Origin of the sequence: Agrococcus sp. GCM10030265 (assembly GCF_042666675.1) — a bacterium.
Taxonomy (GTDB): domain Bacteria; phylum Actinomycetota; class Actinomycetes; order Actinomycetales; family Microbacteriaceae; genus Agrococcus.
In genome coordinates this window covers 295,268-313,003 of the sequence record NZ_JBHTCZ010000002.1, presented here as the reverse complement: position 1 = coordinate 313,003, position 17,736 = coordinate 295,268, and the positions used below count along the sequence as shown (strand labels likewise).

The window sequence follows — 17,736 nt, the reverse complement described above, 5'->3', positions numbered from 1 at the left end:
GAGATCGAAGCCGGTGGTCACCACTCGATCCTAGGCGCGCCGCGCGTCGACGGCGGCACCTCGGACGACGTGCACGAGGCGCCGTGCGGCGCCCGGGTCGCGGCGCGACGCACGGCGCCGGCGGTACGATCGAGACGGTCGCACGCCGTGTCGCCACGATCCCCGAGGAGCCCCGTCATCGACGATCGCCTCACCACCGCGTCGCGCGGGTCGCGATGACCGCCGTCGCCGATCGAGCGGGTTCATGGGCGACGCTGCGTCGCCTCGTCCACATCTCGCGTCCCGTCCTGTGGATCAACGCCGTCGGCACCGGCGTGCTCGGCATGTGGCTCACGGGCCAGCTGCTCGACGTGGCCGCGATCCCGCTCATCCTGTGGCTCACGCTGCCGTTCAACCTGCTGATCTACGGCGTGAACGACATCTTCGACCAGGACACCGACGCCCTGAACCCCAGGAAGGGCTCGATCGAGGGCGCGCGCATCGAGGCGCGCGAGGTGCGTGCCATCACGTGGGGCGTCGTGCTGACGAACGTGCCCTTCCTCGCGTGGTTCGTCGTCACGCTGCCGCCGCTGGCCCTCGCCGCGATCGCCGTGTACGCCGCCGTGTTCGTCTGGTACTCGGCGCCCCCGCTGCACTTCAAGCGACGCCCGTTCCTCGACTCGCTGAGCAACGCCGCGTACGGCCTGCCGCTGCTCATCGTGCCCCTCGCGCTCGACGCGGCCCCCGTGTGGCCGGCCGTCGCGGGCCTCCTCGTCTGGAGCGTCGCGAAGCACGCCTTCGACGCGGTGCAGGACATCGACGAGGATCGCCGAGCCGGCATCACGACGACGGCGGTGCTGCTCGGCCCGCGCGGCACCGCGATCTGGAGCGCTGCCTGGTGGGCCGCCTCCACCGTGCTGTTCGCGCTCGTGAGCGTGCCCGTCGCGATCGTGAACGCCATCATCGCGGGCACGCTCGTGCTCCTGCTGCTGCGACGCCCGACGCCCGAGACCGCCCACCGCCTCTATCGGCTCTCGGTGGCGTTCCCCTACCTCGCCGGCTGCGTCGCGAGCGTGCTCGTCCTCGTCGCCATCGTCCTCGGGACGTACCCGTGAGCCGCATCGTCGTCGTCGGCGCGGGTCTCGGCGGGCTCGCGGCCTCCGCGCTCCTCGCGCACGCCGGGCATCGAGTCACGCTGCTCGAGGCCGCGGACGTCGTCGGCGGCAAGAGCCACCGCATCGAGCTGGGCGGCGCCCGCATCGACACCGGTCCGTCGCTCGTGACCTTCCCGGGCGTGTGGGAGGCGCTGCTGCGGCGACTCGACGCCGGCCCGCGCGGCGTCGCCGACGTCGGCGCGCTCGACCTCATGCGCCTGCCCGAGGTGGGCCGCTACTACTTCGACGGCGAGGAGACGACGCTGCCGGTCGCGCCCGGCCACCCCTGGCACGCCGCATGGCAGCGATTCAGCGCGCTGCACGCCCCGCTCGCCGACGACGTCACCCGCCTGCTCGTCGCGGACCCGCTCGACAGGGCGTCGCTGCCAGCGCTCCGGCGCATGCTCGGCGTCTACGGCCGACGGCTGAGCACGCGCGCCTACCTCGACGGCCTGCCCTGGATGCCGGATGGCCTGCGCGAGATCATCGCGATCCACACGCTCAACGCGGGCGTCTCCCCCGCTCGCACCCCGGCGCTGTACGCGAGCATGCCCGCGATCATGGCCGAGACCGGCGTGTGGGTGCCGCGCGGCGGCGTGTTCGAGATCGCGCTCGCCCTGCGCCGGCTCGCGGAGGCCGCGGGGGTCGAGGTGCGCACGGGCGAGGCCGTCACGCGCATCGAGCGCGGCAGGGTGCGCACGACCCAGACCGTGCACGCGGCGGACGTCGTCGTGAGCGCGCTCGACGCGGATCGCGGTGACGCCCTGCTGGGCGGCGAGGCTGCACGCCGGCGTCCGAGCGGCCTGTCGTGCTCGGCCGTCGCGCTCTACGGGGTGCTGCGCGAGCCGCTGCCGGAGACGTACGCGGCGCACAGCGTCGTGCTGCCCCGCGACCCCGCGGCGCTGCACCGCAGCCTCGCCGCCGGCGACGAGCCCGCCGAGACCATGGCGTTCGTGAACCACTACCGCGCAGGCGAGGTGTACCCGAACGACCGCAGCACGCTCGCGATCCTGCTCACGAGCCCTGCGGACGGCCGCGAGTACGGCGCGGACCATCCGTTCGTGCGCCGCGAGGTCGAGCGCATCTCGTCGCAGATGGGGCTCGACGCTCCCCTGACCGACGCGATGGTCGAACGCACCGTGCTCGATCCGCGCCACTTCGGCACGTTCGGCGAGCCGCACGGTGCGCTCTACGGTGCGACGCGCCCGCTCTTCCTGAGCGGCCCCCTGCATCGCCCGGCGCACCACGACCTGCGCAGGCCGTGGCTGTGGCGCGTCGGCGCGTCCGTGCACCCCGGCGGCGGCATCCCCGCGGTGCTCGGTGGCGCGATGATGGTCGCGTCGAAGCTGCTCGCGCGGCATCCGGCCGGGCGCTGAGGGGCGATCGCTCGGCCCGATGCGCGCCGGTCGCTGCTCGCCGCGACACGACGAAGCCCCGGTCTTGCTGGACCGGGGCTTCGGATCTGGTGGGCGATACTGGGATCGAACCAGTGACCTCTTCCGTGTCAGGGAAGCGCGCTACCGCTGCGCCAATCGCCCAGATGCGAGGTGGAGACGGGATTCGAACCCGCGTAGACGGCTTTGCAGGCCGCTGCCTGACCACTCGGCCACCCCACCACGTCGGTCGAGCTGGGCATGCCCTGCTCGACCACGAGAGTTTCCTCGAGCGGATGACGAGATTCGAACTCGCGACCCTCACCTTGGCAAGGTGATGCGCTACCACTGCGCCACATCCGCATCGTCTTCCGGGCTGCTCGCCCCTCGGACTTCACCAACAGTAGCCCACGCTTCGCGCTCTGCCAAATCGACGCCGCCATGAGGTCACACGCGTGTCATTCACCTCCCGTTCGCCGGCCTCCCGACGGTGATCGATGTGCCGGATGGTCACGGGACACCTCGCGCGTGTGGCAGGATGGAGCGGTCGAGGGCGATTGGCGCAGTTGGTAGCGCGCTTCCTTCACACGGAAGAGGTCATCAGTTCGAGTCTGGTATCGCCCACCACGACACAGGCCCCGATCCGCACGGATCGGGGCCTTCGTCGTCTCCTGCGACGGGCGGACGCCCGGTCGTAGGCTCGAACGGGGCCGTCCGTGCCCCGCGGATGCGGGAGGTGTCGCCGTGCGGTGGCCGTGGGAGCGAGCGCGCAGGACGCCGCCGAGCCCGCCGACCGACGAGGAGCTCGCCGACCAGGTCGACGAGGGCCTGCTCATCGTCATGACGGGGCTGCGCCTGTCGACGCGCAACCGCATCGTGCTCGACGCCATGCGCGAGCGCGCCGACTACGACGAGGACGTCGTCGTCGCAGGCGTGCGCTCGGACGCCGAGGCGATCGTCGCCGAGCAGCGCGCGATCGTCGCACGCCTTCAGCGCATCCGGGCCCGTGCGGCGAACCGGCACGGGCACGCGCTGCACAGCGCCGACTTCCGTCGCGGCGACGTCGCACCCCTCGAACGGCGCGAGCGCATCGCCGCGCTGCTCGTCGAGCGCCTGGAGGCCACGGTCGCCGACGAGCAGACGGTGCGCGAGCTCGTGCGCGCCGCGCGGCGCGCGGCGATGGAGGACATGTTCGGCTCGGTGCTGCACAGCCTCCGCGGCTCCCCCGCGCTCGCCGACGACGGGCACGACGACCGCCTCGCCGAGCTGCGCGACCAGCTGCGGGCGCTCGCGCTCGACCTCGACGCCGACCGCTGAGGTCGCACGCACGCGCGGAGGGCCCGCATCCTCTCGGATGCGGGCCCTCGTGCGTGCGCGCTCGATGCTCGGATCAGACCTTCTCGATCTCGTACGCGTACGCCTCCTCGCCGTGCACGATCGAGTCGACGCCCGCGAGCTCGTCCTCGTTCCGCACCCGGAACCCGATGGTCTTCTCGATGGCGAAGCCGACCACGAGCGCCACGACGAACGCGTAGACCATGGCGCCCACCGCTGCGATGAGCTGCACGACGAGCTGGCCGGCGTCGCCGCCCACGAGCAGGCCCGTGCCCGTCGCGAAGAGGCCGAGGTACAGCGTGCCGATGAGGCCGCCGACGAGGTGGATGCCGACGACGTCGAGCGAGTCGTCGAAGCCGAGCTTGAACTTCAGCTCGATCGCGATGGCGCACACGGCACCCGCGACGACGCCGAGCACGAGCGCCCAGCCGGGCGTGAGGTTCGCGCAGGCCGGCGTGATGGCGACGAGACCCGACACGGCACCCGATGCGGCGCCGACCGCCGTCGGCTTGCCGTCCTTGATCTTCTCGACGACGAGCCACGCGAGCACGGCGGCCGCGGTCGCGCCGATCGTGTTGATCGTGATGAGGCCGGCGTTGCCCATCTCGTTCAGCCACTCCGCGCCCACGTTGAAGCCGAACCAGCCGAACCACAGGATCGCGGCGCCGAGCAGCACGAACGGCACGTTGTGCGGCTTGTGCGAGCCCTTGGCGAAGCCGACGCGCTTGCCGAGCACGAACGTGAGCGCGAGCGCCGCGGCACCGGCGTTGATGTGCACGGCCGTGCCGCCCGCGTAGTCGATGACCGACGGGAGGCCCATGAGGTCGCCCAGGCTGTAGATCCAGCCGCCGCCCCAGACCCACGCCGCGATCGGGAAGTAGCCGAGCGTCGCGAAGACGCCGGCGAAGAGCATCCAGGCGCCGAACTTCGCACGGTCGGCGATCGCACCCGAGATGAGCGCGACCGTGATGATCGCGAACGTCGAGCCGTAGGCGACGCCCACGAAGTCGGTGTTGGCGGTGTCGCCGGCGGCGAGGCCTCCGAGGCCGAAGTCGGAGAACGGGTTGCCTGCGAAGGCGAACGGGCTGTCGACGGCCGACATGTTGTAGCCGTAGAGGATCCACAGCACGCCGATGAGGCCGAGGGATCCGAACGACATCATCATCATGCTGATGACGCTCTTCGCGCGGACGAGGCCGCCGTAGAAGAACGCGAGGCCGGGCGTCATGAACAGCACGAGGGCCGTCGCTGCGACGCCGAAGGCGATGCTTCCTGCATCCATGGGAGGGGCTCCTTGGGGTGTTCCGGTCAGGGATCGTCCTCAGCCTGAGCGAACCTCGTTTCGCCTGCCCGCGCGCCGTGTTTCCGACGCGTAACGAAACCGCCGCGGATGTTTCGCAGGCGTTTCGCGTGCGACCGGCGGTCGCGCACGGCGCTGGTTGGATGGAGCCGTGTCGTGGATCCGGAACCCCCAGCTCGCCGCCGCCCTGCTGCTCGTCGCAGCCGTCGCAGGCCTCGGCATCGCGAACACGCCGCTCGGGCCCGGCCTGCAGGATCTGAAGGCCCTCCACCTCACCCCCTTCGCCGGCGTCGACCTGTCGCTCGCGCACTGGGTGACGGACGGCCTCCTCGCCGTGTTCTTCTTCGTCGCGGCCATCGAGCTGCGCTACGAGCTCACGCAGGGCGAGCTCGCCGATCGACGTCGCGCTGCCGTGCCCGCCATCGCCGCCGTCGGCGGCGTCGCCGCGCCCGCGCTGCTCTTCGTCGCGCTCGTGCCCGCCGAGCTCGCGACCGGCTGGCCCATCCCGACCGCCACCGACATCGCCTTCGCGCTCGGGGTGCTCGCGATCGCAGGCAGACGCCTTCCCGTCGCGGTGCGCGCGCTGCTGCTCGCGCTCGCGGTCATCGACGACCTCATCGCGATCGCGCTCATCGCCGTGCTCTTCACCGCCGACCTCCAGGTGCTCGCCCTCGTGGGCGCCGCGGCGATGGTCGTCGTCGTATGGGCGCTCGGGTGCGCCTACCGATCGCGACGCGGCTCGTGGCCGCTGCGCGTCGCGATCGCGATCGCGTGCGTCGCGCTCTGGTGGCTCGTGCTGCAGTCGGGCGTGCACGCGACGATCGCGGGCGTCGCCGCCGGGCTCGTGCTCGCCCCAGCGCCGGCCGAGTCGGCGCGGCACCGCCTCGAGCCGTTCGTCAACGGCCTGATCCTGCCGGTGTTCGCCTTCGTCGCCGCGAGCGTCGCCATCCCCCGCGTGCCGCTCGGCGAGCTGAGCCCCGTGTTCCTCGCCATCGCGGTCGCGCTGCCGCTCGGCAAGCTCGTCGGCATCACCGCAGCCGGATGGCTCGGGCAGGTGGCGCTGCGGACGCCGCGCGCCGAGCGCCTGCCGCTCGGCGACCTCGTGACGGTCGCGCTGCTCGGAGGCATCGGCTTCACCGTCGCGCTGCTGATGAACGAGCTCGCGCACCGCGGCTCCGAGGAGCTCGTCGTCGACGGCACCCTCGGCGTCCTGCTCGGCTCGCTCGTCGCCGTCGTCCTCGGCGGCACGCTCGCCGCCATCCGCAGCGCCCGGCTCGCCCCCGTCGACGCCGCGGCACGGCGCGCCGCCGACGACGCGGAGGAGCGCCGCCGCACCGACGGCGAATGACCCCTAGGCCTGGCCGGTGGTCAGCGCGATGAGGCGCGACATCGCGCGCAGGTACTTCTTGCGGTAGCCGCCACCGAGCATCTCGTCGGAGAAGACGTGGTTGAGCGGCGTGCCCGACGCGACGATCGCCACCTGCGCGTCGTACAGCCGGTCGACGAGCGCGACGAGGCGCAGCGCGTCGTTCTGGTCGGTGAGGGTGCGCACGCCCCGCCAGCCGACGGCGTCGAGACCGCTGACGAGGTCGACGTAGCGCGAGGGGTGCACGCTCGAGAGGTGGCCGACGAGCTCGTCGAAGTCGTCGAGCGCGACCGACTCCCCGCGCTCGGCGAGCGCTGGCTCCACGGCGTCGTCGGCGAGCACGGGCGCCTCGCCCGACACGTCGCGCTGACGGTAGTCGTCGCCGTCGATGCGGAGGATCTCGAAGCGGTCCGAGATCGCCTGGATCTCCCGCAGGAAGTCCTTCGCCGCGAACCGCCCGTCGCCGAGCGCGTTCGGCGGCGTGTTGCTCGTCGCGGCGATCTTCGTGCCCTGGGCGACGAGCTCGCCGAGCAGGCGCGTCATCACCATGGTGTCGCCCGGGTCGTCGAGCTCGAACTCGTCGATGCACACGATCGAGGCGCCGGCGAGCGCCGCGACCGCCTCCTTGTAGCCGAGCGCACCCACGAGCGCCGTGTACTCGATGAACGTGCCGAAGTGCTTCACGCCCGGCTTCGTCTTCCACAGCGCGGCGAGCAGGTGGGTCTTGCCGACGCCGAAGCCGCCGTCGAGGTAGATGCCCGGCTTCACCTGCGGCGCCTTGCGGAAGAGGCCCTTGCGCCCGCCACCGCGCCAGATCGACGTGAGCTCCTGCATGCGCTCGACGGCGTGCGCCTGCGACGGGTGCGCGGCATCGGGCACGTACGACTCGAACGTCGCCGTCTCGAACTGCCGCGGCGGCGTGAGATGCGCGACGATCCGCGCGGCGTCGGTCGTGGGCTGACGGTCTGCGATGCGCGTGAGCGTGGGCACGTCGGGTTGCTCCGGACGGTCTGGGGCGCCACCCCGGGCGGGCGGCTGCGTGGAAGAATCGGCGTGGTCGCCGCGTTCCAGCGTAGACGCAGGCCCGCGGGCACGCTGCCCGGGGGCCGGATGGAGGAGCACACGATGACCGAGAGCACCGAAGCACGCATCGCCGAGTACGCGCACCCCGAGCGCGTCGTGACGACCGCGTGGCTCGCCGAGCACCGCAGCGACCCCGGCATCGTGGTCGTGGAGTCCGACGAGGACGTGCTGCTCTACGAGACCGGTCACGTCCCGGGCGCCGTGAAGCTCGACTGGCACACCGACCTCAACGACCCCGTGACGCGCGACTACCTCTCCCCCGAGGCGTTCGCCGAGCTCATGCGCGCGAAGGGCATCGGCCGCGACGACACGATCGTGCTCTACGGCGACAAGTCGAACTGGTGGGCGACGTACGCGCTCTGGGTGCTCGCGCTCTACGGCCACCACGACACGCGCATCCTCGACGGCGGCCGCGACCTGTGGGTCGCCGAGGGGCGCGAGCTCACGCGCGACGCGACGGTGCGCGAGCGCACCGACTACCCCCTCGTCGAGCGCGACGACACGACGCTGCGCGCCTTCCGCGACGACGTGCTCGCGCACCTGGGCAAGCCGCTCGTCGACGTGCGCAGCCCCGAGGAGTACACGGGCCTGCGCACCACCGCCCCGGCGTATCCGGAGGAGGGTGCGCTGCGCGCGGGCCACATCCCCACGGCCGCGAACGTGCCCTGGGGCAAGGCGGTGCGCGAGGACGGCACGTTCCGCCCCCGTGCCGAGCTGGAGGCGATCTACCGCGACGACGCTGGCCTCGGCGACGCCGACGACGTGATCGCGTACTGCCGCATCGGCGAGCGCTCGAGCCACACCTGGTTCGTGCTCACCCACCTGCTCGGCTACCCGAGCGTGCGCAACTACGACGGGTCGTGGACGGAGTGGGGCTCGCTCGTGCGGGTGCCCATCGCGATCGGCGCCGAGCCGGGGACCGTGGCTGGGCGATGACGCTCACGCCCGCGCTGCAGGACGTCGTCGACGACTTCGCCGCCGTCGGCGAGCAGGAGCGGCTCATGCTGCTCCTCGACCACGCCGACGCGCTGCCCGAGCTGCCGGCGCGCTACGCCGACCACCCCGACCTGCTCGAGCGCGTGCTCGAGTGCCAGTCGCCCGTCTTCCTCTTCGTCGAGGTCGACGACGGCGTCGTGCACGTGCACGCGACCGCGCCGGAGGAGGCGCCGACCACGAGGGGCTTCGCGTCGATCCTCGTCCGCGGCCTCGACGGCGCCAGCGTCGCAGCCGCGCTCGAGGTGCCGGCCGACCTGTCGTCGATGCTCGGGCTCGAGCGTGCCGTGTCGCCGCTGCGGCTGCGAGGCATGTCGGGCATGCTCGGCCGCATCCAACGCCAGATCCGCGAGCGCACCGCGGCGTAGCGTCAGCGGGCGGCGAGCCCCGTGCGGTCGAGCCATCCGTGCACGATCTCGCGGTAGCGCTGCTCGTCGAGGTTCCACAGCTTGCAGTGCTTCGCGCCGTGCCACTCGTGGTACTCGACGACGTCGGGCCTCGCCTCGGCGAACGCGCGCGACGCGTCGGGCGGCACGAAGCCGTCGTCGGCGGAGTGCTGCAGCAGGATCGGCACGGCGTACGAGTCGGCGTAGGCGACGCCGTCGAGCTCGCCGAAGTCGAGGGCGTCGCCGCCCGCGAGCCGCGCGGCGGGCGACTCGAGCAGCGCGGTCGCCGTGTGCACGAACGCGGCGGGCACGCGGGCGATGCGCGTGTGGAACAGCAGCGTCGGCCCCCACGACACGACGGGCGAGTCGAGCAGGATGCCGACGATGCGCCGGCGATGCCGCGATCGGCGCGCGAGCTGCAGCACGACCTGGCCACCCATCGACCAGCCCATGAGCAGGATGCGCTGGGCGCCGGCTGCGACCGCGACGTCGATCGCGGCGTCGACGTCGCGCCACTCGTCGAGCCCGAGCCGGTACGTGCCGTCGACCGAGCGCGGCGCCTCGCCGTCGTTGCGGTACGCGACGCACATCGACGGGATGCCTCGCTCGGCGAGGATCGGCACGGCACGCAGCGGCTCGCGCCGGTTGACGCCGCGGCCGTGCACCTGGATGCACCAGGTCGGCGACGACTCGTCGCCGATGATCCACGCGGGCGCCGGACCCAGCTCGGTGTCGACGATCACCGAGCGGAACGGCAGGTCGAGGTCGCGCGGCCGGTAGAGGTGGTAGCCCGAGAACCGCGCGCTCGCGCGGCCGCCGACGCGCACGCGCCCCTTGTCGGTGATCTCGCGCAGCACCGTCGCGTCGTCCTCGTCGACGATCTCGCCGATCCGCACGAGGCGATCGCCGATCCAGAGGGCGTAGCGGCCGGGCAGCTCGGTGTCGGGCGTGCGCACGAGCCGGATGCCCTCGGGACCGATGGAGACGATCTCGACGTCGTCGCGGTGCCTCGGCGGGGTGATGAGCGTGCGGGCCAGCACGACCGACAGGCCGGTCACGAGACCTGCGCCGACGGTGAGCCCGGCGGCGGCGAGGGCTGCGGCGCGCCTCGCTGACCTGCTCACGGCGTCAGCCTAGTCTTTCGACGTGGACACAGGCTCGGAGCCGGCTGAGGCGCCGGCGATCTTCCTCGCCGCGGTCGAGCGGATGCGCGGCGCCGACACGCGCAGTGAGCTCTCGGTGCGCGAGATCCCCGCTCCGGGGCGCATCGCGCCGTGGTCGTACGCGGTCGCAGCCGACGTCGGCTCGCCGGAGCACGGCCGCGACAGCGAGCGCGGCACGGGCCGGTTCATCCTCATGCACGACCCGGAGGAGCCCGAGTCGTGGGGCGGGTCCTTCCGCGTCGTCACCTTCACGCAGGCGACGCAGGATCTCGACATCGCGCCCGACCCCATGCTCCCCGAGGTGACGTGGTCGTGGCTGCTCGAGTCCCTCGATCAGCGCGACGCCGGGTACCACGCGGCCTCGGGCACGGCGACGCGCGTGCTGTCGACCGGGTTCGGCGAGCTCGCCGAGCAGGGCGAGGGCGCCCAGCTCGAGCTGCGCGCCTCGTGGACGCCGACCGGCCACGACATCGACAGGCACCTCGCCGCCTGGTGCGACCTCGTCTGCGCCGTGGCGGGCCTGCCGCTCCAGCCCGGAGCGATCAGCCTCGATGCCAGGAGGCTCCAGCGGTGACCGACGCGACCATCGACTCCCCCGTGCCCGCTCCGCAGCCGGACCTCGTCGACGCCGTGCCCGTCGGGCCGCTCGAGACCGTCGTCGACGACGAGGGGCTGCGCGCCGCGATCGCGCGGCTCGTCGCGGGCACGGGCCCCATCGGCGTCGACGCCGAGCGCGCGAACGGCTTCCGCTACTCGTCGCGCGCCTACCTGGTGCAGCTCTACCGACGCGGCTCGGGCACCGTGCTGCTCGACCCGATCGGCATCACGGCCTGGTCCGAGCTGCAGGACGCCATCGGCGACGAGGAGTGGATCCTGCACGCCGCGTCGCAGGATCTCCCCTGCCTGCGCGAGCTGGGCCTCGAGCCCGGATCGCTGTTCGACACCGAGCTCGGCGCGCGCCTCGCGGGCTACGAGCGCGTGGGCCTCGCGGCGGTCGTCGAGCGTCTGCTCGGCATCCGGCTCGCGAAGGAGCACGCGGCGTCCGACTGGTCGCGGCGCCCCATCGAGCCTGCGCTGCTCGCGTACGCGGCGCTCGACGTCGAGCTCATCGTCGACCTGCGCGACGCGATGGCCGCCGACCTCGAGGCGCAGGGCAAGGCCGAGATCGCGAGGCAGGAGTTCGAGGCTGCCCGCACGCGCCTGCCGAAGCCGCCCGCGGCCGAGCCGTGGCGCAGGCTCTCGGGCCTGCACCAGGTGAAGGATCGTCGCACCCTCGCGATCGCGCGCGCGCTGTGGATGGCGCGGGACGCGTATGCACGGGAGGTCGATGGCGCACCGGGCCGCCTCATCCCCGACTCCGCGCTCATGGCCGCGGCGACGAGCGGAGCGCGCACGAAGGCGCAGCTGGCGTCGACGAGCGGCTTCCACGGCCGCGCGTCGCGCTCGCAGCTCGATCGCTGGATCGCCGCACTCGAGGAGGGGCGAGCGGCCGAGGATCTGCCCGTGCTGCGCACGCCTGCCGAGGGACCGCCGCCGCCGCGCTTCTGGAGGCAGAAGCGGCCCGAGGCCGCCGCTCGCCTGCAGCGCGCGCGCGCGGCGGTGCAGGCGATCGCCGAGGAGCTGTCGATGCCGAACGAGCAGCTGCTGACGCCCGACACGCTGCGCAGGCTCACCTGGGACCTCCGTGCCGAGCCGACGGCCGAGGCCGTCGCCTCCGGGCTCGCCGACCTGGGTGCGCGACCCTGGCAGGTTGACGCGACTGCACAACGGATCGCCCTCGCGTTTGTAGAGGCCGACCAAACGCCGGCCGAGCCGTCCGACGACGAGTCGTAGGGAATCCGCAACCGCCCCTCGCCACGCGCACGGCGTCCATAGGCTCGAGGTGCACCGTGACGTGCATCCACCCATGCAGGAGGCTTCAGTGGCACACGACGTCGTGTTCGTCGACGGCGTCCGCACCCCGTTCGGGCGTGCGGGCGAGAAGGGCATGTACTGGCGGACGAGGGCCGACGACCTCGCCGTGAAGGCGCTGGTCGGGCTCCTCGAGCGCAACCCGTCGCTGCCCACCGAGCGCATCGACGAGGTCGCCATCGCCGCGACCACGCAGACCGGCGACCAGGGGCTCACGCTCGGCCGCACGGTCGGCATGCTCGCAGGCCTGCCGAAGTCGGTGCCCGGCTACGCGCTCGACCGCATGTGCGCCGGCGCCATGACGGCCGTGACGGCCGTCGCGGGCGGCATCGCCTTCGGCGCGTACGACGTCGCCGTCGCCGGCGGCGTCGAGCACATGGGCCGGCACCCGATGGGGCTCGACGCCGACCCGAACCCGCGCTTCGTCGCAGAGCGCATGGTGTCGGCCGACGCCCTCAACATGGGCAAGACGGCCGAGCGCATCCACGACCGCTTCCCGCACCTCACGAAGGAGCGCGCCGACCGCTACGCGATGCGCAGCCAGCAGAAGTACGCCTCGGCGCTCGCCGCGGGCGACATCTCGCCCGACCTCGTGCCGGTGGCGCTGCAGACCGCCGAGGGCTGGGGTCTCGCGACCGCCGACGAGGCGCCGCGCCCCGAGACGACGATGGAGGGCCTCGGCGGCCTCAAGACCCCGTTCCGCGAGTTCGGCCGCGTCACCGCAGGCAACGCGTCCGGCCTCAACGACGGCGCGACGATGTCGCTCATCGCCTCGGCCGACGCGGCCAAGGAGCTCGGTCTGACGACGAAGATGCGGATGGTCTCGTTCGGCTTCGCGGGCGTCGACCCCGAGATCATGGGCATCGGTCCCGTGCCGAGCACGGAGAAGGCGCTGCGCAAGGCCGGCATGTCGATCGACGACATCGGCCTGTTCGAGCTCAACGAGGCCTTCGCGGTGCAGGTGCTCGCCTTCACGGACCACTTCGGCATCGACGACGAGGATCCGCGCATCAACCCGTACGGCGGCGCCATCGCGATCGGCCACCCGCTCGCGTCGAGCGGCGTGCGGCTCATGCTGCAGCTCGCCCGCCAGTTCGAGCAGCACCCCGAGGTGCGCTACGGCCTCACCGCGATGTGCGTGGGCCTCGGCCAGGGCGGCACCGTGATCTGGGAGAACCCGCACTTCACCGGAAGGAAGCGCAAGTGAGCATCGCCGACGAGTTCCCGCGCCTCGCAGCCGCGCAGTTCGACGAGGTCGTCACGCACTCGCACGTGCGCGACGTCACCATGGCCTCAGGCCGCACCATCGCGCTCGTGACGCTCGACAACGGTCGCGACCACACGCGCCCGTCGACCCTCGGCCCCGCGACGCTCTTCGAGCTCGGCGACGTGCTCGAGGCGCAGCGCGGACGCGCGGCGTCCGGTCGGATCGACGCGATCGCGATCACGGGCAAGCCCTACTTCCTCGCCGCGGGTGCCGACCTGTCGAACGTGGGCCTGCTCCCCGACCGGGAGACCGGCGCCGAGCTCGGCCGACTCGGCCACCGCGTGCTCGGCATGCTGCACGACGCGGGCGTGCCGACGTTCGTCTTCATCAACGGCCTCGCGCTCGGCGGCGGGCTCGAGATCGGGCTCAACGCCGACTACCGCACCATCAACGCCACCGCGCCCGCCGTCGCGCTGCCCGAGGTCTTCCTCGGCCTCATCCCCGGCTGGGGCGGCGCGTACCTGCTGCCAAACCTCATCGGCATCGAGCACGCGCTCAAGGTCGTCATCGAGAACCCGCTGAAGCAGAACCGCGTGCTGAAGCCGCAGCAGGTGCTCGAGCTCGGCATCGCCGACGCGATGTTCGGGCCGGCGTCGTTCCTCGAGCAGTCGCTCGCGTGGGCTGACGGCGTGCTCGGCGGCGCCAAGGTCGAGCGACCCAACGTGCCCGGCCGTCTCGAGCGCGCCGTGAAGTGGGACGTCGCGATCGGCATCGCGCGCAAGTCGCTCGAGTCGAGGATCGGCACCGTCGCCCTCGCGCCCTACAAGGCGCTCGAGCTGCTGCAGGGCGCCAAGCGGGCGACGCGCGCCGAGGCGTTCGCCGCCGAGGACGCGGCGCTCACCGAGCTCATCGCATCCGACCAGTTCCACGCGTCGATCTACGCCTTCGACCTCGTCCAGAAGCGCGCGAAGCGACCGGCCGGCGCACCCGACAGGGAGCTCGCGCGCCCCGTCACGAAGGTCGGCATCATCGGCGCCGGCCTCATGGCGAGCCAGTTCGCGCTGCTCTTCCTGCGTCGCCTGCAGGTGCCCGTCGTCATCACCGACCTCGACCAGGGTCGCGTCGATGCGGCGCTCGCCGGCATCCGCTCCGAGATCGAGGGCCTGCGCGAGAAGGGCCGGCTCGACGGCGACACCGCCAACCGGCTCTCGCATCTCGTGTCGGGCACCGTCGACAAGGCGGACTTCGCCGACTGCGACTGGGTCATCGAGGCGGTCTTCGAGGAGCTCGGCGTCAAGCAGCAGGTCTTCGCGGAGGTCGAGCCGCACCTGAGCCCCGAGGCGATCATCGCCACGAACACGTCGAGCCTGTCGGTCGAGCAGATCGGGGCCCGCCTCGCGCACCCCGAGCGCCTCGTCGGCTTCCACTTCTTCAACCCCGTGGCCGTCATGCCGCTCATCGAGGTCGTGCGCACGCCGCACACCGCCGACGCGGCGCTCGCCACCGCGATGCGGGTCGCGAAGGACCTGAGGAAGACCGCCGTCATCACGCGCGACACCCCCGGCTTCGTCGTGAACCGCGTGCTCGCGAAGCTGCTCGGCGAGGCGATGCACGCCGTCGAGCAGGGCACGCCCTTCGAGACGGTCGTCGCGGCGCAGCAGCCCTTCGGGCTGCCGATGGACCCGTTCGTGCTGCTCGACCTCGTCGGGCTCAAGGTCGGCGCCCACGTGCTCGACACCCATCACGGCGCCTTCCCCGAGCGCTTCTTCGAGTCGCAGGCCCTGCACGAGCTCGCCGAGGCCGGCGTGCTGCTCGAGAAGGACCGCAAGGGCGAGGTGAAGGGCATCGACAAGCGCGCCGTCGCGATCGTCAAGCGCCACACCCCGAAGGGTGCGACGCCGTACACGGCCGAGCAGCTGCGCGAGCGGCTCGAGGTCGGGCTGGCCGACGAGATCCACCGCATGCTCGAGGACGAGGTCGTCGTGGGAGCCGAGGACATCGACCTCTGCATGATCCTCGGCGCGGGATGGCCGTTCCAGATGGGCGGCGTCACGCCGTACCTCGACCGGGTCGGCGCCTCGGAGCGCGCCTTCGGCGGCGCGTTCCACGAGCCGCGCGTCGCGGGGCCGGCCGCCTAGGTGCGGCACGACCTCGCCGGCGCCCTCGCCCGCGACCTGGCAGCCGCCGGGTACGCGAGCGAGGGCGTCGCCACGCGGGTGGGTGCGCCGGCGATGGATGCGCTCGCTCGCTCCGTCGCGACGCCCGCCCGCCTCGCGCTCGGCGACGCCGCCGATCCCCTCGCGATCCTCGTGCGGGCGCTGTGGCTCGGCGACGCCGTGCCCCTCGAAGCGCTCGCCGCTGCGCTGCCGACGCTGGGCCTCGACGGCGCCGGGTCGCTCGGCATCGTCGAACGTCGTGGTGCGTCGGCAGCGCCCCTCCTGACGATCCGCCCGTACGCGTTCGTCGACGCGCACGGCGCCGGCTCGTGGTGGATCGCGAGCGACCTCGACGAGCTCTCCGGCGTGCATCCGCTGCGACCCGACCACGTGCTCGGGGTGGGCGGCGCCGCCCGCACCCTCGCCGCCATCCTGCCGCCGGTGCTCGCAGTGTCGGCGCTCGACCTCGGCTCGGGCTGCGGCATCGTGACGATGCACCTGTCGCGACTCGCCGAGCGCGTCGTCGCGACGGACCTGTCCGAGCGCGCGCTCGCCATGACGCGCCTCACGTGCGCGCTGAACGGCGCCCGGCACGTCGAGACCCGTCCTGGCGACCTGTGGGAGCCCGTCGCCGGCGAGCGCTTCGACCTCATCGCCTCGAATCCGCCGTTCGTCATCACACCCCGCGTCGACGGCGTGCCCGCGTACGAGTACCGCGACGGCGGACGCACGGGCGACGCGCTCATGCAGGACGTGGTCGAGGGCCTCGGCGCGCATCTCGCGCCCGGCGGCACCGCGCGGCTGCTCGGCAACTGGGAGTCGCTCGCCGGCGCGACGGGCCTCGACCGCGTCCGGGCGTGGCTGCGTGCGGGAGGGGTCGACGGCTGGGTGCTCGAGCGCGAGTCGCTCGACGTCGCGCGGTACGCCGAGCTGTGGCTGCGAGATGGCGGCACGCGTCCCGGCGACGACGACCACGCTCCCCTGCTCACGGCGTGGCTCGACGACTTCGCCGCGAGAGAGGTGCGGAGCGTCGGCCTCGGATGGGTCGCGGCGCACGCGGCGAGCGACGCCGCCTCGCCGCGCATCCGGGTCGAGCACGTGGGCCACCCGCTCGCCCTCGACCATGCCGGTGCGCACCTCGCCGCGTCCCTCGACGTGCAGGCCCGTCTCGACGCGCTCGACGATCGGGCGCTGCGCGACGTGCACCTCGTGACGCAGCCCGACGTCACCGAGCTGCGGCACCTCCGCCCCGGCGCCTCGGGCCCCACGGTCATCGAGCTGACGCAGGGTGGTGCGCTGGGGCGCACGACCCGGGTCGACACGGCCGTGGCGGCGCTCGTGGGCGCATGCGACGGCGAGCTGTCGGTCGGCGCCATCCTCGACGCGATCGCGTCGCTGCTCGACGTCGACGCCGGCGCCCTCGCACGCGAGGCCCTGCCCGCGGTCCGCGAGCTGTGGACGCGCGGCTACCTCGCAGAGGCGGGCGCCGCGGCACCCTGACGCTCGGCGAGCAGGTCGCGGACGACGCCCGCGACGCGCTCGGCGACCTCGAGCGCCACGAGCGGGCCCCCGCCGGATGCGCGCGCGGCCGCCTCACCGTGCAGCCAGGCGGCCGCCGCGCCCAGGTCGACGAGCATCCCGGCCTCGTCGGCGACCGCGTCGGCATGCGCGGCGAGCAGCGCGCCGGCAAGCCCGGCCAGCACGTCGCCCGTGCCCGCGGTCGCGAGCCAATGCGTCGGCGCCTCCACGACGAGCGCGCGACGACCGTCGGTCACGATGGTCCGGGCACCCTTTAGCAGCACCGTCGCCCCCGTGCGCGCCGCCGCCTCGCGCGCCCAGCGCTCGGGCTCCGCCTCGACGTCCTCACGGTCGACATCGACCCCGACGGCGCCGAGCAGCGTGCGCAGCTCGCCCGCGTGCGGCGTGAGCAGCCTCGGCGCGTCGCCGAGGCGAGCGAGGTCGAGCGCGCCCGCGTCGAGCACCACCGGCACGCCTGCGGCGAGCGCGTCGTGCAGCACGGCGCGCAGCGACGTCGACCGCACCGTCGGGTCCGTGCCGGAGCCGAGCACCCACGACTGCACGCGCCCGCCCTGCACGACCGTCTCCGGCCGCCGCGCGAGCACGAGGTCGGCGACGCGCCGCGGCCCGACGTGCCGCACCATGCCCGCCCCCGCGCGATGCGCCGCCTCGACGCCGAGCACCGCGGCGCCCGGGTAGGCGTGCGACCCGGTCACGAGCCCCACGACGCCGCGAGCGTACTTGTCGTCGGTCGCGGTCGGCGCGCGCAGCAGCGCCGCGGCCGACGCACGGCTGAACGCATCCATCCCGGA

The 17,736-nt window shown here is 73.2% G+C and carries 15 protein-coding genes and 4 tRNA genes; 12 read left to right on the top strand and 7 right to left on the bottom strand.

Features of this window, described 5'->3' with window-relative positions; translation table 11 throughout:
* Positions 1 to 215 precede the first annotated feature (215 nt).
* The gene (locus ACFQPP_RS05640) at positions 216 to 1,094 is read left to right on the top strand and encodes a UbiA family prenyltransferase (RefSeq protein ID WP_376915574.1); all 879 of its coding nucleotides are present in this window, start codon (positions 216 to 218) and stop codon (positions 1,092 to 1,094) included.
* Positions 1,091 to 2,509, top strand: a complete 1,419-nt coding sequence (locus ACFQPP_RS05635; protein ID WP_376915573.1) for a phytoene desaturase family protein — start codon at positions 1,091 to 1,093, stop codon at positions 2,507 to 2,509. The genes ACFQPP_RS05640 and ACFQPP_RS05635 overlap by 4 nt, the downstream gene beginning before the upstream one ends.
* 87 nt (positions 2,510 to 2,596) lie before the next feature.
* On the opposite strand, the gene ACFQPP_RS05630 is transcribed toward ACFQPP_RS05635, so the two are convergent.
* The 3 genes from ACFQPP_RS05630 to ACFQPP_RS05620 form a co-directional block, all read right to left on the bottom strand.
* Positions 2,597 to 2,671: transfer RNA gene (locus tag ACFQPP_RS05630), tRNA-Val, on the bottom strand.
* A gap of 7 nt (positions 2,672 to 2,678) precedes the next feature.
* Positions 2,679 to 2,749 (bottom strand) — tRNA-Cys (locus ACFQPP_RS05625).
* A 48-nt stretch (positions 2,750 to 2,797) separates the two neighbouring features.
* Positions 2,798 to 2,869, bottom strand: a tRNA-Gly gene (locus ACFQPP_RS05620).
* 188 nt (positions 2,870 to 3,057) lie between these two features.
* On the opposite strand from ACFQPP_RS05620, the gene ACFQPP_RS05615 reads away from it, so the two are divergent.
* Both ACFQPP_RS05615 and ACFQPP_RS05610 read left to right on the top strand, forming a co-directional pair.
* Positions 3,058 to 3,133, top strand: a tRNA-Val gene (locus ACFQPP_RS05615).
* A gap of 117 nt (positions 3,134 to 3,250) precedes the next feature.
* On the top strand, positions 3,251 to 3,823 hold the full coding sequence (locus ACFQPP_RS05610) for a hypothetical protein (RefSeq protein WP_376915572.1): 573 nt from the start codon (positions 3,251 to 3,253) through the stop codon (positions 3,821 to 3,823).
* A gap of 73 nt (positions 3,824 to 3,896) precedes the next feature.
* Here ACFQPP_RS05610 and ACFQPP_RS05605 read toward each other — a convergent pair whose 3' ends face one another.
* Entirely contained in the window at positions 3,897 to 5,123 is a 1,227-nt protein-coding gene (locus tag ACFQPP_RS05605) for an ammonium transporter (RefSeq protein ID WP_376915571.1), read from the bottom strand.
* Positions 5,124 to 5,292: 169 nt separating this feature from the next.
* Here ACFQPP_RS05605 and ACFQPP_RS05600 point away from each other — a divergent pair, with 169 nt between their 5' ends.
* Entirely contained in the window at positions 5,293 to 6,489 is a 1,197-nt protein-coding gene (locus ACFQPP_RS05600) for a Na+/H+ antiporter NhaA (protein WP_376915570.1), read from the top strand.
* 3 nt (positions 6,490 to 6,492) lie between these two features.
* Here the strand turns inward: ACFQPP_RS05600 and zapE are convergent, their stop codons facing one another.
* Positions 6,493 to 7,497 (bottom strand): cell division protein ZapE, encoded by a 1,005-nt coding sequence (zapE, locus tag ACFQPP_RS05595; RefSeq protein WP_376915569.1) that lies wholly within the window; start codon positions 7,495 to 7,497, stop codon positions 6,493 to 6,495.
* A 135-nt stretch (positions 7,498 to 7,632) separates the two neighbouring features.
* Here zapE and ACFQPP_RS05590 point away from each other — a divergent pair, with 135 nt between their 5' ends.
* Together ACFQPP_RS05590 and ACFQPP_RS05585 are read left to right on the top strand one after the other, a co-directional pair.
* The gene (locus tag ACFQPP_RS05590; RefSeq protein WP_376915568.1) at positions 7,633 to 8,526 is read left to right on the top strand and encodes a sulfurtransferase; all 894 of its coding nucleotides are present in this window, start codon (positions 7,633 to 7,635) and stop codon (positions 8,524 to 8,526) included.
* Positions 8,523 to 8,951, top strand: coding sequence for a SufE family protein (locus tag ACFQPP_RS05585; RefSeq protein WP_376915567.1), 429 nt, complete (start codon positions 8,523 to 8,525; stop codon positions 8,949 to 8,951). The genes ACFQPP_RS05590 and ACFQPP_RS05585 overlap by 4 nt, the downstream gene beginning before the upstream one ends.
* Before the next feature lie 2 nt (positions 8,952 to 8,953).
* Here ACFQPP_RS05585 and ACFQPP_RS05580 read toward each other — a convergent pair whose 3' ends face one another.
* Positions 8,954 to 10,093: an alpha/beta hydrolase family protein gene (locus tag ACFQPP_RS05580; protein WP_376915566.1), complete on the bottom strand. Its 1,140-nt coding sequence runs from the start codon at positions 10,091 to 10,093 to the stop codon at positions 8,954 to 8,956.
* Between the two features lie 22 nt (positions 10,094 to 10,115).
* On the opposite strand from ACFQPP_RS05580, the gene ACFQPP_RS05575 reads away from it, so the two are divergent.
* The 5 genes from ACFQPP_RS05575 (at position 10,116) to ACFQPP_RS05555 (ending at position 16,906) form a co-directional block, all read left to right on the top strand.
* Complete coding sequence (locus ACFQPP_RS05575) at positions 10,116 to 10,706, top strand: DUF3000 domain-containing protein (protein WP_376915565.1); 591 nt, start codon at positions 10,116 to 10,118, stop codon at positions 10,704 to 10,706.
* A gap of 23 nt (positions 10,707 to 10,729) precedes the next feature.
* Complete coding sequence (locus ACFQPP_RS05570; RefSeq protein WP_376916757.1) at positions 10,730 to 11,965, top strand: HRDC domain-containing protein; 1,236 nt, start codon at positions 10,730 to 10,732, stop codon at positions 11,963 to 11,965.
* Positions 11,966 to 12,068: 103 nt separating this feature from the next.
* Complete coding sequence (locus tag ACFQPP_RS05565) at positions 12,069 to 13,250, top strand: thiolase family protein (RefSeq protein ID WP_376916756.1); 1,182 nt, start codon at positions 12,069 to 12,071, stop codon at positions 13,248 to 13,250.
* On the top strand, positions 13,247 to 15,388 hold the full coding sequence (locus tag ACFQPP_RS05560; RefSeq protein WP_376915564.1) for a 3-hydroxyacyl-CoA dehydrogenase NAD-binding domain-containing protein: 2,142 nt from the start codon (positions 13,247 to 13,249) through the stop codon (positions 15,386 to 15,388). Before ACFQPP_RS05565 ends, ACFQPP_RS05560 begins: the two co-directional genes overlap by 4 nt.
* Positions 15,389 to 16,906, top strand: a complete 1,518-nt coding sequence (locus tag ACFQPP_RS05555) for a methyltransferase (RefSeq protein ID WP_376915563.1) — start codon at positions 15,389 to 15,391, stop codon at positions 16,904 to 16,906.
* On the opposite strand, the gene ACFQPP_RS05550 is transcribed toward ACFQPP_RS05555, so the two are convergent.
* Positions 16,873 to 17,730 carry an NAD(P)H-hydrate dehydratase gene (locus ACFQPP_RS05550; RefSeq protein WP_376915562.1) on the bottom strand — a complete coding sequence of 286 codons (858 nt, stop codon included), beginning with the start codon at positions 17,728 to 17,730 and terminating at the stop codon, positions 16,873 to 16,875. The genes ACFQPP_RS05555 and ACFQPP_RS05550 overlap by 34 nt on opposite strands.
* Positions 17,731 to 17,736 lie beyond the last annotated feature (6 nt).

What these genes read in the sequence shown, in the direction of transcription:
- ACFQPP_RS05550 (WP_376915562.1), bottom strand. Translation starts at nt 17,730, where the DNA reads ATGGATGCGTTCAGCCGTGCGTCGGCCGCGGCGCTGCTGCGCGCGCCG.
- ACFQPP_RS05640 (WP_376915574.1), top strand. Translation starts at nt 216, where the DNA reads ATGACCGCCGTCGCCGATCGAGCGGGTTCATGGGCGACGCTGCGTCGC.
- ACFQPP_RS05590 (WP_376915568.1), top strand. Translation starts at nt 7,633, where the DNA reads ATGACCGAGAGCACCGAAGCACGCATCGCCGAGTACGCGCACCCCGAG.
- ACFQPP_RS05605 (WP_376915571.1), bottom strand. Translation starts at nt 5,123, where the DNA reads ATGGATGCAGGAAGCATCGCCTTCGGCGTCGCAGCGACGGCCCTCGTG.
- ACFQPP_RS05585 (WP_376915567.1), top strand. Translation starts at nt 8,523, where the DNA reads ATGACGCTCACGCCCGCGCTGCAGGACGTCGTCGACGACTTCGCCGCC.